Raw genomic sequence first — 14,300 nt, 5'->3', positions numbered from 1 at the left:
GGTCTTTCTTTCCCTGATCATTAAGCTGGAACATACGAAAGGGGTCAGTACGAACATGAAAAAGGCTTATGTATGGACGATGGTCGCGGCGATGGCGCTCGTATCGGCATGCGGCAACAACGGCGGCAACGGAGGAAACTCGGCAGAGCCTGCGGCCAGCACCGCTCCGAGCCCGGCCGCGAACGCGGACGCCGGAGGCGCGGCAGCCGAGGAGCTCCAGCCGGAGGAAGGCGCTTCCCTGCTCGTCTGGGAGAGCAAGGAGGAGCGTCCGTTCGTCGAGGCGATCGCCAAGGAGTTCACCGAGAAGTACGGCGTTCAAGTGAAATTCGAGGAGCTGGGCGCGGGCGACCAGGTCAACAAGCTGATCAACGACGGTCCGGCCGGCCTCGGCGCCGACGTCGTGCTGTTCCCGCATGACAACCTCGGCAAGGCGGTATCCGCCGGCCTCGTTCTGCCGAACGACTACTACGAGGAAGAGACCAAAGCGGCCAGCTCCGAAATCGCGCTGAACGCCGTCACTTATGACGGCATGCTGTACGGCTACCCGCGCTCGGTCGAGACGTACGCGCTGTTCTACAACAAGAAGCTCGTGCCGACGCCTCCGAAGACGTTCGAGGAAGTCGAAGCCTTCGCCAAAACCTACAATGATCCGAAAGCGAACAAATTCGCCATCATGTGGGAAGTCGGCAACCTGTACTTCAACTATCCGTTCCTGTCCACCGGCGGCTACATCTACGGCGACAACGGCCAGAACAAGGAAGACATCGGCCTGAACAACGAAGGCGCAGTCCAAGGCATGACGTACTACGGCTCGCTGAAAAACAAGCTGCTGCCGCTGAACTCCGGCGACATCACCTACGACATCAAGAAGGGCCTGTTCATGAACGGCACGCTGGCGATGGACATCAACGGTCCTTGGACGACGGCCGAGTACCGCAATGCCGGCCTCGACTTCGGAGTCGCTCCGCTGCCGTCGATCAACGGCCAGCCGGCATCTTCCTTCTCCGGCGTCAAGGCTTGGTACGTCAACTCCTTCTCCAAGTACCCGAACGCGGCTCGCCTGTTCGCGCACTTCACGTCGACGAAGGAAGCCCAGCTCAAGAACTTCGAGATGACGGGCGCGCTGCCGGCCAACAAGGAAGCGGCGAACGATCCTTCCGTGCAGAGCAACGAGATCGTCAAAGGCTTCCTCGAGCAGTTCAACCAATCGACTCCGATGCCTTCCATCCCGGAAATGGGCAACGTATGGAGCCCGGTCGGCGCCGCTCTGTCCGACGTATGGAACGAGGGCAAGGACGCCAAGACGGCGCTCGACAACGCCGTGCAGCAAATCAAAGACGCCAACAACGGAGCCGCTCCGAAGTAAGCTGGCGGAACGGAACAATCGACTGAGCAAGCCCGCCGGCCAGCGCAAGCTGCCGGCGGGCCCTGTTCATTCACATGGAGCCTAGATAGACAAGGGAGGGAGCCGGCAGGATGCGCCATCGTAGCCTCGCAGCTGTGCTGTCCACGCTCTTCATGGGCCTCGGACAGCTGTACAACCGCCAATACCTCAAGGGCCTGCTGCTAGCAGCCGTTGAAGCGCTGGCTATTTTCACGTTCTTGCCGAGCCTCGGCAAGGCGATCTGGGGCGTGTACACGCTCGGAGAGAAGACGCAAGGATTCGAAAAGGTCGGCAGGGTCACGGTCCGCGTCGAAGGGGACCACTCGATCTATCTGCTGATCAGCGGACTGATCACGCTGTTCCTGTTCGCGATTTTCCTCATCATCTATATCATGAATATCCGCGACGCCTACCGGACGGGAGCTGCCCGCGAAGCGGGAGCGAAGCCGGCCTCGTTCAAGCAGACGTTCGCTTATGTGACGGATAAGAAGTTCCCGCATCTCATGCTGGCGCTGCCGGCGGCCGGGGTGCTGTTCCTGACGATCATGCCGATCGTGTTCATGATCATGCTGGCGTTCACCAACTACGCCTCGCCGAACCATATCCCGCCGAAGTCGCTCGTCGACTGGGTCGGCTTCGGCACGTTCGCCAACCTGCTCACGCTCAAGACCTGGAGCGGCACGTTCGTCGGCGTCTTCACCTGGACGATCGTCTGGGCCGTCGTCGCGACGGTCACGACGTATTTCGGCGGCATCCTCGTCGCGCTGCTCATCGAGTCCAAGGGCGTGCGCTTCAAGAAGCTGTGGCGCACGATCTTCATCCTGCCGTATGCGATCCCGCAGCTCATCTCGCTGCTCGCCATGCGCAACCTGTTCAACGGCCAGTTCGGTCCGATCAACCAGTATCTCGGCTACTTCGGCCTCGGCAAGCTGCCGTGGCTGACCGATCCGCTCTGGGCCAAGGCGACGGTCATCCTCGTCAACATGTGGATCGGCATCCCGGTGACGATGGTGCTCATCCTCGGCATCCTGACGGCGATTCCGAAGGACATGTACGAGGCGGCGGACGTGGACGGAGCGACCGGCTTCCAGAAATTCCGCATCATCACGATGCCGTTCATCCTGTTCTCGACCGCGCCGATCCTCATCACGCAGTTCGCGGGCAACATCAACAACTTCAACGTCATCTTCCTGCTCACGAACGGCGATCCGGTCAACGGCAGCTACCAGTACGCCGGCAGCACCGACCTGCTCGTCACCTGGCTGTATAAGCTGACGCTCAACAACAGCCAGTTCAACATGGCCTCGGCCATCGGCATCATCATATTCCTGATCGTGGCGTCGTTCTCCATCTGGAACTACAGACGCACGCGGTCGTTCAAAGAGGAGGACATGATCCAATGAAAACGCGCTCGACGATCTTTCTCGTGCTTAAATACTTGCTGCTGATCGCGATCGCGGTCATTGCGATCTATCCGGCGCTCTGGATCCTGCTCTCCTCGTTCCGTCCCGGCACGTCGCTGTACAGCGAGACCTTGATTCCGGAAACGTTCACGATCGCGCACTACAAGGAGCTGTTCAACAACCCGAGCTTCCAGTACGGCCGCTGGTACCTGAATACGCTCAAGATCGCGACGCTGACCATGGTCTTCTCGACGATCCTGATCACGCTGAGCATGTACGCGCTGTCCCGCTTCCGCTTCCGCGGCCGGCAGAACATCCTCACGACGATGCTCGTGCTCGGCATGTTCCCGGGCTTCATGAGCATGATCGCGATCTTCATCTTCCTGCTGCAGCTCAACCTGCTCGACACGCACGCGGCGCTCATCCTCGTCTACTCGGCGGGCTCGGTGCTCGGCGGCTTCGTCGTCAAGGGCTTCTACGACACGATTCCGCGCAGCCTCGACGAGGCGGCCCGCATCGACGGGGCGACGCATCTGCAGGTGTTCCTGAAGATCATGCTGCCGCTGTCCAAGCCGATGCTCACCTACGTCGCGCTGACGACCTTCACCGGCGCGTGGGTGGACTTCATCTTCGCCCGGCTCGTGCTGCGCACGAAAGAGAACTGGACGCTCGCCGTCGGCATGTGGGATCTCGTCAACTCCTTCCAGAACAGCAACTTTACGCTGTTCGCCGCCGGCGCGGTGCTGATCGCCGTGCCGATCACGCTGCTGTTCTTCTTCCTGCAGCGCTTCCTCGTGCAGGGCATGATGTCCGGCGCGTCCAAGGGCTGATCCGGCCTGCCGGATCGGTTTGTGAAAGCCGCAAGGGGCCGCCTCCGGGAGCCGTTTCGACGGACCCGGGGGCGACCCCTTTTTCTTGTTCTCGGCCGCCGGCGGCTCCTTCGGGAGCGGCCGGCGGCTTTTTGAATCGCGGATTCCGCATCAACCAAGGCTTAAATGTGCCTTGGATTCGCTTTGCCTTTCGCCTTGGGGCGCATGGGGGCAGGAGCGGCGAGGAGCGCGGCCGATCCCGCGGCGCAGGGCATGGCGGTGCGGATCAGCTTCCGGCTTCGTCCAGCAGCGCCTTCAGCGCTCGCATCCCCGCGGTGATCTCCTCCGGCTCGAGATGGCCGTAGCCGAACAGCAGCTTGCTCTCGTGCCGGCCTTTCTGGAGGCAATGCTGCTCCAGCGGGACGATGCGGATGCCGCGCAGCAGCGCGAGCTCGCGGAACGTCTCGCCGAAGCGGCGTCCGGGGAATTCGACGGCGAGATGCAGCCCCGCCGCGTCGCCCCAGCAGCGCCAGCGGTCCCCGAACTGCTCGGACAGCGCCTCCAGCAGCGCCTGCCGGCGCTCGCGGTACAGGCGGCGCATGCGGGCGACGTGGCGGTCGAGCTTGCGGGCGGCGAGGAATTCGGCCAGCACCGCCTGGTCGAACGCCGGGTTCTGGACGTCGACATGCAGGCGGGCGTACGTCCAGCGGCTCTGGAGCGCGCGCGGCACGATCGCGTAGCCGATGCGCAGGGCGGGGAAGAGCGCCTTGCTGAACGTGCCGATGTAGACGACCCGCTCCGCGTCCATCGCGGCCAGCGGTGTCGCCGGATCGCCGTAGTAGCGGAACTCGCTGTCGTAGTCGTCCTCGAGGATGTAGCTGCCGCTCTCGCGCGCGAAGCGCAGCAGCTCCGCCCGCCGCGCGGCAGGCAGGATGCCGCCGAGCGGGAACTGGTGGGACGGCGTCACGTAGATCGGGCTGCCCGGGCGCCCTCCGAGCCGCGACGTGACCATGCCGTGCTCGTCCACGGGGATGCGCTTGGCGGCGTAGCCCTTTTCCAGAAAGACGCGGATCATCTCCGCATGGCACGGATCCTCGGTGATGAGATCGAGCCCCGGCTCGTACAGCAGGTCGGCGGCCAGATGCAGGGCGTGCGTCGCTCCCGCCGTGATGAACAGGTCGGAAGGATCGGCCTGCAGCCCCTTGCTGCGCAGCAGCCAGGCGGCGATCTCCTCGCGCAGCCGCGGCAGCCCTTGCGGGCCCGTATAGCCGAGCCACGGCTCCGGCATGTCGCGCATCGCCTTGGCGGCGAGCTGCTGCCACAAGTAGCGGGGGAACGTCCGCAGGTCCGGCTGCCCCGTGCGGAAGTCCGCCAGCAGCCGCGCGGGCGGAGGGGCGGGCGGACGCGGCGCTGACGCGGACCGAGGGTCCAGCCGCACGCCGTCGGCGATCCGCGTCGGCGCCCCCTGACGGCTGACTGCGTAGCCTTCCGCGAGCAGCATCTCGAACGCCTCGTTCACCGTATTGCGCGAGACGCCGAGCGCCTCCGCGAGCCGCCGCGTCGACGGCAGCTCCTCGCCGGCGGCGAGCGCTCCCGACCAGATCCGCTCCCGCAGCGCGGCGAACAGCTGGCGCTTCATCGGCATGTCGCCGTCCCGGTCCAGGCGGATTCCCCACATCGCCCTCATGCCCCCATTCCGTTCTCTTGTCACTGGTCCGGCCGATGCCGGGCCCGACTGGCTCTTTCATCATACCAGCTTCTGGACTAAGATGGCAGAAAAAGGAGGGGAAGCGCATGGATCGATCATCGAGAACAGGCATGCTGCTGCTGCTCGCCTCGTTCAGCCTGGCCGGCAGCTCCGTCATCGCGGCGGCGCTGCTCGGCAGGCATCTGCAGCCGTTCACGCTGACGGCGGCGAGCCTGCTGCTGTCGCTGCTCTGCCTGCTGCCCGCGCTCGGACGCAGCGCGATCGCCTCGCTGCGCCGCCTGTCGCGAGGACAATGGCTGCAGCTGGCCGGACAGGCGGCGTTCGGCATCGTGCTGTTCCGCGTCTGCCTGCAGCTGGGCCTGGAGCGGACGAGTTCCGCGGAGGCGGGCATCATGATCGGCGCGACGCCCGCGCTGACCGTCGGAATCGCCTGGCTGCTGCTGCGCGAGCGCAGCGGTCCGGCGCGGCTGGGCGGCGTGCTGGCGACCGTGCTCGGCGTCATGCTCATCCAGGGAGCGGCATCGGCCGGCGGAGGCGCGCTGACGGCGGCGCATCTGGCCGGCAATCTGTGGGTGCTCGGAGCTGCCGGGAGCGAGGCGCTGTTCAGCGTGCTGTCGCGCTGGACGGCGGCCGGCCGGGCCGGGGGGCGTGCGGCGTGCGGCGCGGAGGCGAGCGGGAGCGGGGCCGTAGGACGGCCGTCCGGGGAGGCGGAGGCGAGCGGGAGCGGGGCCGCGGGCGAGCCGTCCGGGGCGGCGGAGGCGAGCGGCAGCGGGGACACGGGCCGGTTGTCTGCAGAGGCGGCGGCGGGCAGCAGCGGGGACGCGGGCCGGTCGTCTGCAGAGGCGGCGAGCGGGAGCGGGGCCGTAGGACGGCCGTCTGCAGAGGCGGGGGCGGGTAGCAGCGGGGACGCGGGCGAGCCGTCCGGGGCGGCGGCGCAACCGGCCGAGGGCGCGGAGGCGCCGCTCCGTCCGGCGCTGCAGACGGCGCTCGTCGCCGGCATGGCGCTGCTGCTCAGCCTGCCGCTCGCCGCCTTCGAGCGGCCGCTCGGAGCATTCGCCGCGCTCGGCGCGACCGAGTGGCTGGCGCTTCTCTGGTACGGCCCGGTCGTGACGGCGGCGGCGTTCGGCCTGTGGTACGCCGGCATCCGGCGCTGCCCGGCGTCGACGGCGGCGGCCTGCTCCGGGATGATGCCGTTCAGCGCGCTGCTGCTGTCGGTGCTCGTGCTCGGCGAGCATGCCGGCTGGACGCAGTGGAGCGGCGGCTTGCTCGTCATGCTCGGCATGGCGCTGATCGGCCGCTCCCCCGGCTCTGCCGGCAAGCGGAGTCGAGGCGCGGGCAGCGCTTCGGCCGAGGCGCGCGGCGGGCAGCGCTTCCGATCCTTCCCGGCTGGAAGCGGGGATCCGGCGGAGGCGAGCATTTACAGCCGCCGGCGAACGAGGTAAGCTGGAAAAAACGTCCGATTTTAGGAGGGGAAGAGATGGATCGGAATGCGGATCAGGCCGAGGGACGGCCCGTCGGCCTTACGGCGGATGCGGGCTGGCAGATCGGCGTGCGCCGCACGCTCGGCGCTTCCGCCGAGCGCATCTGGCGGCATCTGACGGGGACAGAGGCAGGCCTCGCGCTGTGGCTCGGAGACGCGCGGCCTCGGGAGCTGGAGCCGGGAAGCGAGCTTGTCTCTTCGGAAGGCATCGAGAGCCGCTTCGTCGTCGTGAAGCCCGGGCGCCAGCTGCGGCTTCGCTGGCGGCTGCCGGAATGGGACGAGCCTTCGACGCTGCAGATCCGCTTGCTGCCCTCCGGCGAGGGCCGGACGGCGGTGAGCTTCCATCAGGAGCGGCTGGCCGGTCCCGCCGAGCGTGAGCTCATGAAGCGGCGCTGGGAGCAGGCGCTTGGCGCGCTCCGCGACGCCCTGGAGGACGGGCGGGCCGGAGACGGCGAATCGGGCTGACGGCCCGCCTGGCTCCCGCCGGAGCCAGACATGAAAGGAGGGGATCGGCCATGCTGCAATCGTTTCTGCCGGGAGACGGCACGCTGGAGCAGAAAGCGTTCGTGCGGGAAGAGACGGCTTTCAATCTGATCCACACCATCAGCGCGGCGCCGGAATCGAGGCGGCTGCGCTCGGGCGACGGACGGCTCGTGTTCGCCCAGTCGCCAGGCCGCAACGGCTGGCTCTGGCTGTCTCCGGAGCTCGAGCCGCCGGAGCGGGAGCGCCTGCTGGGCGAGCTGGACGAAGCGCTGGCGGACGAGCTGCTGCCAGGCGTATCCGGCTCGCCGGACGCGGCGCCAAGCTTCGCGGCGCGGCACGGGGAGCGCACGGGGAGGGGAACGCGGGTCGGCATGGTCATGGAAGCCTACGCGGCGCCGGCCCTCCTTCCGCCGACCGGCGTCTCCGGACGGATGCGCCTGTTCGGGGCGGACGAGCGGGGGCTCGCGGCGGAATTCCTCGCCGGCATGGTCCGCGACGTGTACGGCGAGCCGGCTGACGCCGCCGGCCAGCTGGCCACGGCCGACACGCTCATCCGCGCGGCCAAGCTCTACCTGTGGGAAGACGGCGGCGAGCCGTCCGCGATGGCGGGCTACGGCGGCGCCTCGCCGCGGCACGGGCGCATCAACGCCGTGTACACGCCCCCGGACCGCAGGCGCAGAGGCTACGGGAGCGCGCTCGTCGCCGGCGTTGCCGGCCGCATCGCTGGCCAAGGGCTCGTGCCGATGCTCTATGCCGACTGCGCCTATCCCGACTCCAACCGCGTCTACCGCCGCCTCGGCTTCGAGCCGGCGGGCGTGATCGCGGACATCAAATTTGCATGATGTCGACTACGAGGGCTGCTTGGACCTGCCAAGTGCAATAACGCTGGTTCCAGGCAGAACAGGACCTATTGCCAGTTCTATATTGTTGAAGCATGCGGTTGAAGCGGCTAAGGATTCATGATCGGCGGGTTAGGGCGTTTATTCAAAGCGCTGGCGCGAGCCAAGGAACCTTCGGCTCCCTCGTGGAGCCGAAGCGCCGGAGATCGTCGAATCAAGGAACCTTCGGCTCCCTCGTGGAGCCGAAGCGCCGGATAACGTCGAATCAAGGAACATTCGGTTCCCTCGTCGAGCCGAAGCGCCAGTGATCGTCGAATCAAGGAACATTCGGCTCCCTCGTGGAGCCGAAGCGCCGGGTGACGTCGAATCAAGGAACATTCAGCTCCCTCATGGAGCCGAAGCGCCGGATAACGTCGAATCAAGGAACCTTCGGCTCCCCCGTGAGCCGAAGCGCCGGATAACGTCGAATCAAGGAACCTTCGGCTCCCTCGTGGAGCCGAAGCGCCGGAGATCGTCGAATCAAGGAACATTCGGCTCCCTCGTGGAGCCGATAGCGCCTCGCCGCTCGCCGTCCGCGGCCCGTGCCTGTCCGCTCGCCTTGTCCGCCTTCGCTCACCCGCGCCCGGCTCGCTATCCCGCTTCCCGCTCTCGTTCGCCGTCCGCGGCCCGTGCCCGTCCGCTCGCCGTGTCCGCCTTCGCTCGCAGCGCCCGGCCCGCTTCCCGCTCTCGTCCGCCGTCCGCTCTTCGCCCGCCGCCCTTTCAGCCCGCAAGCCTCTGCAGAGGCTTGCGGGCTGCTTGCGCTTCCTTATTTTCCCTCTTGCATAGGGAACATACATTCGGTATATAATACGTTTAGAGCGAAATGCGAACATATATTCGATCAACGAGCAACAGGGCTCGCGGCCGGCTCTTCGCAGGCCCGATCCCTAGAGAGCAGGAGGTATGCCCGGTGGAGAGAGCGATCCTGCTGGCGGACTGCCAGTCGTTCTATGCCTCGGCGGAAAAGGCGGCGCATCCCGAATATCGCGACCAGCCGGTCGCCGTCGGCGATCCGTCGCGGAGGAGCGGCATCGTGCTGGCGGCGTGCCCGCTCGCCAAAGCGCGCGGCGTGACGACGGCCTCGCGGGTCGGAGAGGCGCTGACGCTTTGTCCGGAGCTGGTCGTCATCCGGCCGCGGATGCAGCGCTACATCGAGGTGTCGCTGTTCATCACGCAGATTTTCAAACGGTACACGGATCAGGTCGAGCCCTACAGCATCGACGAGCAGTTCCTCGACGTCACGGGCTCCGCGGCCTACTACGGCGGGCCGAGGCGGACGGCGCGCGACATCCAGAACCATATCCTGCTGTCGACGGGCATCAAGTCCCGGATCGGGATCGGCCCGACGAAGATTCTGGCCAAGATGGCCGCCGACAATTACGCCAAGAAGAGTCCGGAGGGCGTGTTCGAGCTGAGGCCGGAGACGCTGGACGCGACGCTGTGGACGCTGCCGGTGCATCAAATGTTCATGGTCGCCTCGCGGATGACCCGGCACTTCAACCGGATGGGGCTGACGACGATCGGCGACATCGCGCGGCTGGAGTTCCCGGAGTTCAAGCGGCGCATGCGGCTCGAGATGGGGCGGCAGAGCGACATCCAGGCCGGCTACTACTGGCAGACGGCGCGCGGCATCGACCCGAGCCCGGTCGTCTCCGGCATCCGCCACCAGCTGAAGTCCGTCGGCCACGGCAAGGCGCTGCGCTGGCGGATGTACCGCTGCCGGGCGGATATCGAGGTCGTGCTGCTCGAGCTCGTCCTCGAGGTGTGCCAGCGCATGCGGAGGCACGGCTGCATGGGAACGGTCGTCGCGGTGTCCGCGACGGAGACCGACGGCGAGCGGACGGGCGGCTTCAGCCGCCAGCTGACGCTGGGGCAGCCGACGTCGCTGACGCATGAGGTCGCCGCGGCGGCGCGCGAGCTGTTCGCGCGCCACTGGAGCGGCCTGCCGGTCGGGCGGCTGAGCGTGACCGTCTCGGGACTGACGGACGACGGCGTCATGCAGCTGACGCTGTTCGAGGACCGGGACCGGGCTTATCGCAAGGAGCAGACGATCGACCGCATCAAGGAACGGTTCGGAGCGGACGCCATCATGCGGGCGTCGTCGCTGCTGGAAGCGGGAGTGGCGCGCGAGCGCGCCGAACAGATTGGGGGGCATTACCGATGAGCAAGCTGGACGGCAACGAGCGCTGGAAGTCCAAGATGCTGCTGACCGAGCATGTGGAGCAGTATGACCGGAGCCAGGCGGGAGCGGAGGCCAAGGTGACGACGGCGGAGGAGCGCGTCATGATCCGCGACTCCATCCTCCTTCCCCATATGGCCGTCATGGTCGAGAAGAGCCTCGCCGAGCTCGAGCATTCCGGCAACATGCTGCGGCGGCTGTACGGCACCGCCGGCCAGCTCGTGCTGAACCGGATCATGCAGGACCAGTACGCGCTGCGCCGCGAGCTGAAGGCCCGCAACATCCGCATCGTCGCGGAGGAGCAGTCGTCCTCGATCGTCCATCATCGCTACTACTGCCGGGGCTACGAGGAGCACTTCGGCATGACCCGCGAGGTGATGCGCTCGGAGATCAGCTGGCGCCTGACCCGGTATGCGGCGGAGCTGGCCGAGCGGATGAAGGATGACGGCAAGAAAAAGCGAGGGACGGAGGGAGCCCCTTGACCGGGGCTGCTTGCGGCGGGGAAAAAAAGGGTTGCAAAGGCTTACATCTCCGCCTATAATGAGCTCACAGGTTTCCGAAACGTTTTGGAAAGATGAGGGGGGTACGTTTGACAACGATCAAAGACATCGCGAAGGCGGCAGGCGTATCCGTCACGACCGTATCCCGGGCGCTCAACGGCTATTACGACGTGAACGAAAAGACGAGGCAGAAAATCCAGGCGATCGCGGAGAAGCTGAGCTATCGGCCCAATGCCGTAGCCCGCAGCCTGGTGACGAAAAAGACGCGCACGATCGGCGTCATCCTGTCCGAGATCAACCGCGAGGGCGCGAAGGACTCGCTCGCATTCGAGACGCTGTGCGGCATCAACGACCGGGCGACGGAGCTGGACTACGACATCCTGCTGTTCAGCACCAGCTCCAAGAAGCAGAAGTCCAAGTCCTACGCCGACCTGTGCAAGGAGCGCAACGTAGACGGCGCGATCCTGTCGGGGCTGCGGCTGCATGATCCGTACCTGGAGGAGGTCGTGCACGATACCGACTTCCCGTGCGTGCTGATCGACATCCCGCTGGAAAGCCGCGAGGTCGGCCACGTGACGACCGACAACGTGAAGGGAGCGGCTGCGGCGGTCGGCCATCTGATCGGGCTGGGGCACCGGCGCATCGCGATGATCAACGGGCATGACGAGGCGGCGGTCAGCCGGGATCGGCTGGAGGGATACCGGCGGGCGCTGGAAGGGGCCGGCATTCCGTTCGATCCGCAGCTCGTCTACAACGGCGGCTTCCGCGAGGAGGGCGGCTTCGAGGCAATGTACGAGATCGGCTACAACCGTAAGGACGTCACCGCCGTCTTCTCGGCGAGCGACCTGATGGTGCTCGGGGCGCTGCGGGCGCTCGAGCGGATGGGACGCAAGGCGCCGGAGCAGATGTCGATCGTCGGCTACGACGACATCGCCATCGCCGCGCATTGCTCGCCGCCGCTCACGACGATCCGCCAGGACCGCTACGAGATGGGCTACCAGTCGGCGCAGCTGCTGATCGACATGCTGGAGCAGCGGGAGGTCGGCCGCAAGATCGTTCTTCATTCCGAGCTGGTCGTCCGCAAAAGCACGGCGCCTTGCAAGGAGTAACGGCTTCAAATGGAGATGCCGCCTGTGCGAGGCGGTTTCGTTTCCATCAAATCCGAAACGTTTTGGATAAAGCTGGAGCGGTACGAGCGCTCCTAGAAATGAAGGGCGGCATCATCCCGAGCGATGCGGCCGACGAAGGAGAATGAACATGAACTACCGGGTCCTGAAAGAAAACGATCTGTTCCTCCTGACGAATCTGGCGGGCGACGTCACGCCCGAGCAGACGGCGGGCGAGGAGCAGCTGACCGGATACGGCCTGTACCGGAGCGATACCCGCTTCTTGAGCCGGATGGAGCTGCTCGTCAACGGACGCAGGCCGATCGTGCTCGCCTCGGAGGCGGATCAGAACTACGCGGCGACGGTCGTGCTGACGAATCCGCATATGGAGGAGGACGGCAAGCTGATCTTGTGGCGCGAGTCGGTGGAGCTGCGGCGAGAGCGCTTCATTTACGGAGACGTGCTGTATGAGACCGTGCGGATGACGAATTTCAGCCCGCAGCCGCTGGACTTCGAGCTGGCGATCCGCTTCGAGGCCGACTTCACCGACATGTTCGTCGTGCGCGGCTTCATGGGCGGCAAGCTCGGCGTCGCGCATCCGCCGCAGGCCGCTCCCGGCGAGCTGCGCTTCGCCTATGACGGCTCCGACGGCATCGCCCGGGCGCTGCGCGTCGTCTGGGACGACGCGGCGGCCGTCGCCGGCGCGGACGGCGTCCTGCGCCGGCCGGTGTCGCTCGCTCCGGGAGCGAGCGCCGAGCTGTCGCTGCGGCTGCTGCCTTCGCTGGCGGGGGTCGAGCCGTCGCCGCTGCGGCCGGCCGAGGCGCTGGCTCGGCTGGAGGCGGAGTACGCCGACTGGAGGGACGGCAGCTGCTCCGTCCGCAGCGACCGTCCGCTGCTCGACGCGCTCTACGAGCGGGGGCTGATGGATCTGCGCGTGCTGCTGAACGACGAGGGGCTCGGCCGCTTCCCGGTCGCCGGCTTGCCGTGGTACGCCGTGCTGTTCGGCCGCGACAGCCTCATCACGGCGCTGCAGCTGCTGCCGATCCGTCCGGAAACGGCGCTGGCGACGCTGCGCATGATGGCCCGCTGGCAAGGCGACCGCCACGACGCCTGGCGCGACGAGCAGCCCGGCAAGATCATGCACGAGCTGCGGCGCGGAGAGCTGGCCGCCACCGATCAGGTGCCGTTCTCTCCGTATTACGGCACGGTCGACGCGACGCCGCTGTTCCTGCTGCTGGCCGCCGAATACGTCCGCTGGACCGGCGAGGCCGAGGCGCTGCGCGAGCTGAAGCCGCATCTGGAGCGGGCGCTGCAATGGGTCGACGACAACGCCGCCCGCTACGGAGGCTTCGTCTCCTATCACAGCGAGTCGGCCAAGGGCATCGCCAATCAAGGCTGGAAGGACTCCGCCGATTCGATCGTGCACTGCGAGGGAGAGTACGCGGCGACGCCGATCGCCCTCGTCGAGGTGCAGGGCTACGTCTACCGCGCCAAGTCGCAGCTCGCCCGGCAGTTCGCCGGACTGAGCGAGGGACCGGGCGACGGATGGGACGAATGGGCCCGGCGGCTGGAGGCGGAGGCGGAGGCGCTGCGGCAGCGGTTCGAGGCGGCATTCTGGCTCGAGGACGAGTCGTACTACGCGATCGCACTCGACCGCGACGGGCGTCCGGTGCGGTCGGTCACCTCGAACCCGGGCCATGCGCTGTCATCCGGACTGTTCGCGCCGGAGCGGGCGGCAGCCGTCGCACGGCGGCTCGTCGCGCCGGATTTGTTCAGCGGCTACGGCATCCGCACGATGGCCGCCGGGCAGACCGGCTACAATCCGATGAGCTATCACGACGGCAGCGTCTGGCCCCATGACAATTCCATGTGCCTGCTCGGCTTGGCCGAGCAAGGCTTCGCGGCAGAAGCCGCGACCGTCGTCGAGGGGCTGCTCGCCTCTGCCGCCCATTTCGAAGGCGCGCGGCTGCCGGAGCTGTTTTGCGGCTACGGCCGCGACGCCGGCAAGCCGGTGCGCTATCCGGTCGCCTGCTCGCCGCAGGCGTGGGCGGCGGGCACGCCGCTCGTCATGCTGACGGCGATGCTGGGCCTTCGCCCCGACTGCGCAGACGGCGTCGTGACGCTGTCTCCGTCGCTGCCGGACGGCATGGACCGGCTGGAGGCGAAAGGAATCCGCATCGGCAAAGGACGGCTCGACGTGGAGGTGCGCCGCGAGAGGGACGGCTTCCGCGCCGTCGTCACCGCCAACACGACCGGGCTCGCCGTCCGCTGCGAGGCGGCGGCCGCGGCCCCGGTCTGAGCTCCGCGGACCGTTTAACCGAAGGTTTTTCAGGCTCCGCCGCCCTGGGCGGCGGCAGCCTTTGAAACACA

11 protein-coding genes are annotated in these 14,300 nt (G+C 66.9%); 10 read left to right on the top strand and 1 reads right to left on the bottom strand.

All coding sequences use genetic code 11. From position 1 onward, the window contains the following. Positions 1–55: 55 nt before the first annotated feature. The 3 genes from H582_RS0100290 to H582_RS0100280 all read left to right on the top strand — a co-directional run bounded on the left by H582_RS0100290 (position 56) and on the right by H582_RS0100280 (position 3,617). A complete protein-coding gene (locus H582_RS0100290) occupies positions 56–1,366 on the top strand; it encodes a sugar ABC transporter substrate-binding protein (RefSeq protein WP_028596874.1) in 1,311 nt (436 codons plus the stop codon). Between the two features lie 110 nt (positions 1,367–1,476). Then, a complete protein-coding gene (locus H582_RS0100285) occupies positions 1,477–2,787 on the top strand; it encodes a carbohydrate ABC transporter permease (protein ID WP_028596873.1) in 1,311 nt (436 codons plus the stop codon). Beyond that, positions 2,784–3,617, top strand: coding sequence for a sugar ABC transporter permease (locus H582_RS0100280; RefSeq protein WP_028596872.1), 834 nt, complete (start codon positions 2,784–2,786; stop codon positions 3,615–3,617). Before H582_RS0100285 ends, H582_RS0100280 begins: the two co-directional genes overlap by 4 nt. Before the next feature lie 265 nt (positions 3,618–3,882). Here H582_RS0100280 and pdxR read toward each other — a convergent pair whose 3' ends face one another. After that, positions 3,883–5,274 carry a MocR-like pyridoxine biosynthesis transcription factor PdxR gene (gene pdxR / locus H582_RS0100275; RefSeq protein ID WP_028596871.1) on the bottom strand — a complete coding sequence of 464 codons (1,392 nt, stop codon included), beginning with the start codon at positions 5,272–5,274 and terminating at the stop codon, positions 3,883–3,885. A 116-nt stretch (positions 5,275–5,390) separates the two neighbouring features. Between pdxR and H582_RS29655 the strand changes: the two genes are divergently transcribed. The 7 genes from H582_RS29655 to H582_RS0100235 all read left to right on the top strand — a co-directional run bounded on the left by H582_RS29655 (position 5,391) and on the right by H582_RS0100235 (position 14,229). After that, positions 5,391–6,746, top strand: a complete 1,356-nt coding sequence (locus H582_RS29655) for a DMT family transporter (RefSeq protein WP_164820198.1) — start codon at positions 5,391–5,393, stop codon at positions 6,744–6,746. 35 nt (positions 6,747–6,781) lie between these two features. Continuing rightward, entirely contained in the window at positions 6,782–7,249 is a 468-nt protein-coding gene (locus H582_RS0100265; protein ID WP_028596870.1) for an SRPBCC family protein, read from the top strand. Positions 7,250–7,299: 50 nt separating this feature from the next. Further along, positions 7,300–8,109 (top strand): GNAT family N-acetyltransferase, encoded by an 810-nt coding sequence (locus H582_RS0100260; protein WP_028596869.1) that lies wholly within the window; start codon positions 7,300–7,302, stop codon positions 8,107–8,109. Positions 8,110–9,055: 946 nt separating this feature from the next. After that, complete coding sequence (locus tag H582_RS0100255) at positions 9,056–10,309, top strand: DNA polymerase IV (protein ID WP_028596868.1); 1,254 nt, start codon at positions 9,056–9,058, stop codon at positions 10,307–10,309. Further along, positions 10,306–10,806 (top strand): YhjD family protein, encoded by a 501-nt coding sequence (locus H582_RS0100250; protein ID WP_028596867.1) that lies wholly within the window; start codon positions 10,306–10,308, stop codon positions 10,804–10,806. The genes H582_RS0100255 and H582_RS0100250 overlap by 4 nt, the downstream gene beginning before the upstream one ends. Positions 10,807–10,913: 107 nt before the next feature. Further along, positions 10,914–11,933 (top strand): LacI family DNA-binding transcriptional regulator, encoded by a 1,020-nt coding sequence (locus tag H582_RS0100245; protein ID WP_028596866.1) that lies wholly within the window; start codon positions 10,914–10,916, stop codon positions 11,931–11,933. 148 nt (positions 11,934–12,081) lie between these two features. Next, entirely contained in the window at positions 12,082–14,229 is a 2,148-nt protein-coding gene (locus H582_RS0100235; protein WP_028596865.1) for an amylo-alpha-1,6-glucosidase, read from the top strand. Positions 14,230–14,300 lie beyond the last annotated feature (71 nt).

It is taken from the genome of Paenibacillus pasadenensis DSM 19293 (genome assembly GCF_000422485.1).
GTDB classification, from domain to species: Bacteria; Bacillota; Bacilli; order Paenibacillales; family Paenibacillaceae; genus Paenibacillus_O; species Paenibacillus_O pasadenensis.
The sequence above is the reverse complement of the archived record's forward strand: the minus strand, read 5'-3'. Positions and strand labels throughout refer to the sequence as shown.

Excerpts from the sequence above, each read along its gene's own strand:
- H582_RS0100260 (WP_028596869.1), top strand. The coding sequence starts at position 7,300 with ATGCTGCAATCGTTTCTGCCGGGAGACGGCACGCTGGAGCAGAAAGCG.
- H582_RS0100265 (WP_028596870.1), top strand. The coding sequence starts at position 6,782 with ATGGATCGGAATGCGGATCAGGCCGAGGGACGGCCCGTCGGCCTTACG.
- H582_RS29655 (WP_164820198.1), top strand. The coding sequence starts at position 5,391 with ATGGATCGATCATCGAGAACAGGCATGCTGCTGCTGCTCGCCTCGTTC.
- pdxR (WP_028596871.1), bottom strand. The coding sequence starts at position 5,274 with ATGTGGGGAATCCGCCTGGACCGGGACGGCGACATGCCGATGAAGCGC.
- H582_RS0100290 (WP_028596874.1), top strand. The coding sequence starts at position 56 with ATGAAAAAGGCTTATGTATGGACGATGGTCGCGGCGATGGCGCTCGTA.
- H582_RS0100280 (WP_028596872.1), top strand. The coding sequence starts at position 2,784 with ATGAAAACGCGCTCGACGATCTTTCTCGTGCTTAAATACTTGCTGCTG.
- H582_RS0100285 (WP_028596873.1), top strand. The coding sequence starts at position 1,477 with ATGCGCCATCGTAGCCTCGCAGCTGTGCTGTCCACGCTCTTCATGGGC.
- H582_RS0100250 (WP_028596867.1), top strand. The coding sequence starts at position 10,306 with ATGAGCAAGCTGGACGGCAACGAGCGCTGGAAGTCCAAGATGCTGCTG.
- H582_RS0100235 (WP_028596865.1), top strand. The coding sequence starts at position 12,082 with ATGAACTACCGGGTCCTGAAAGAAAACGATCTGTTCCTCCTGACGAAT.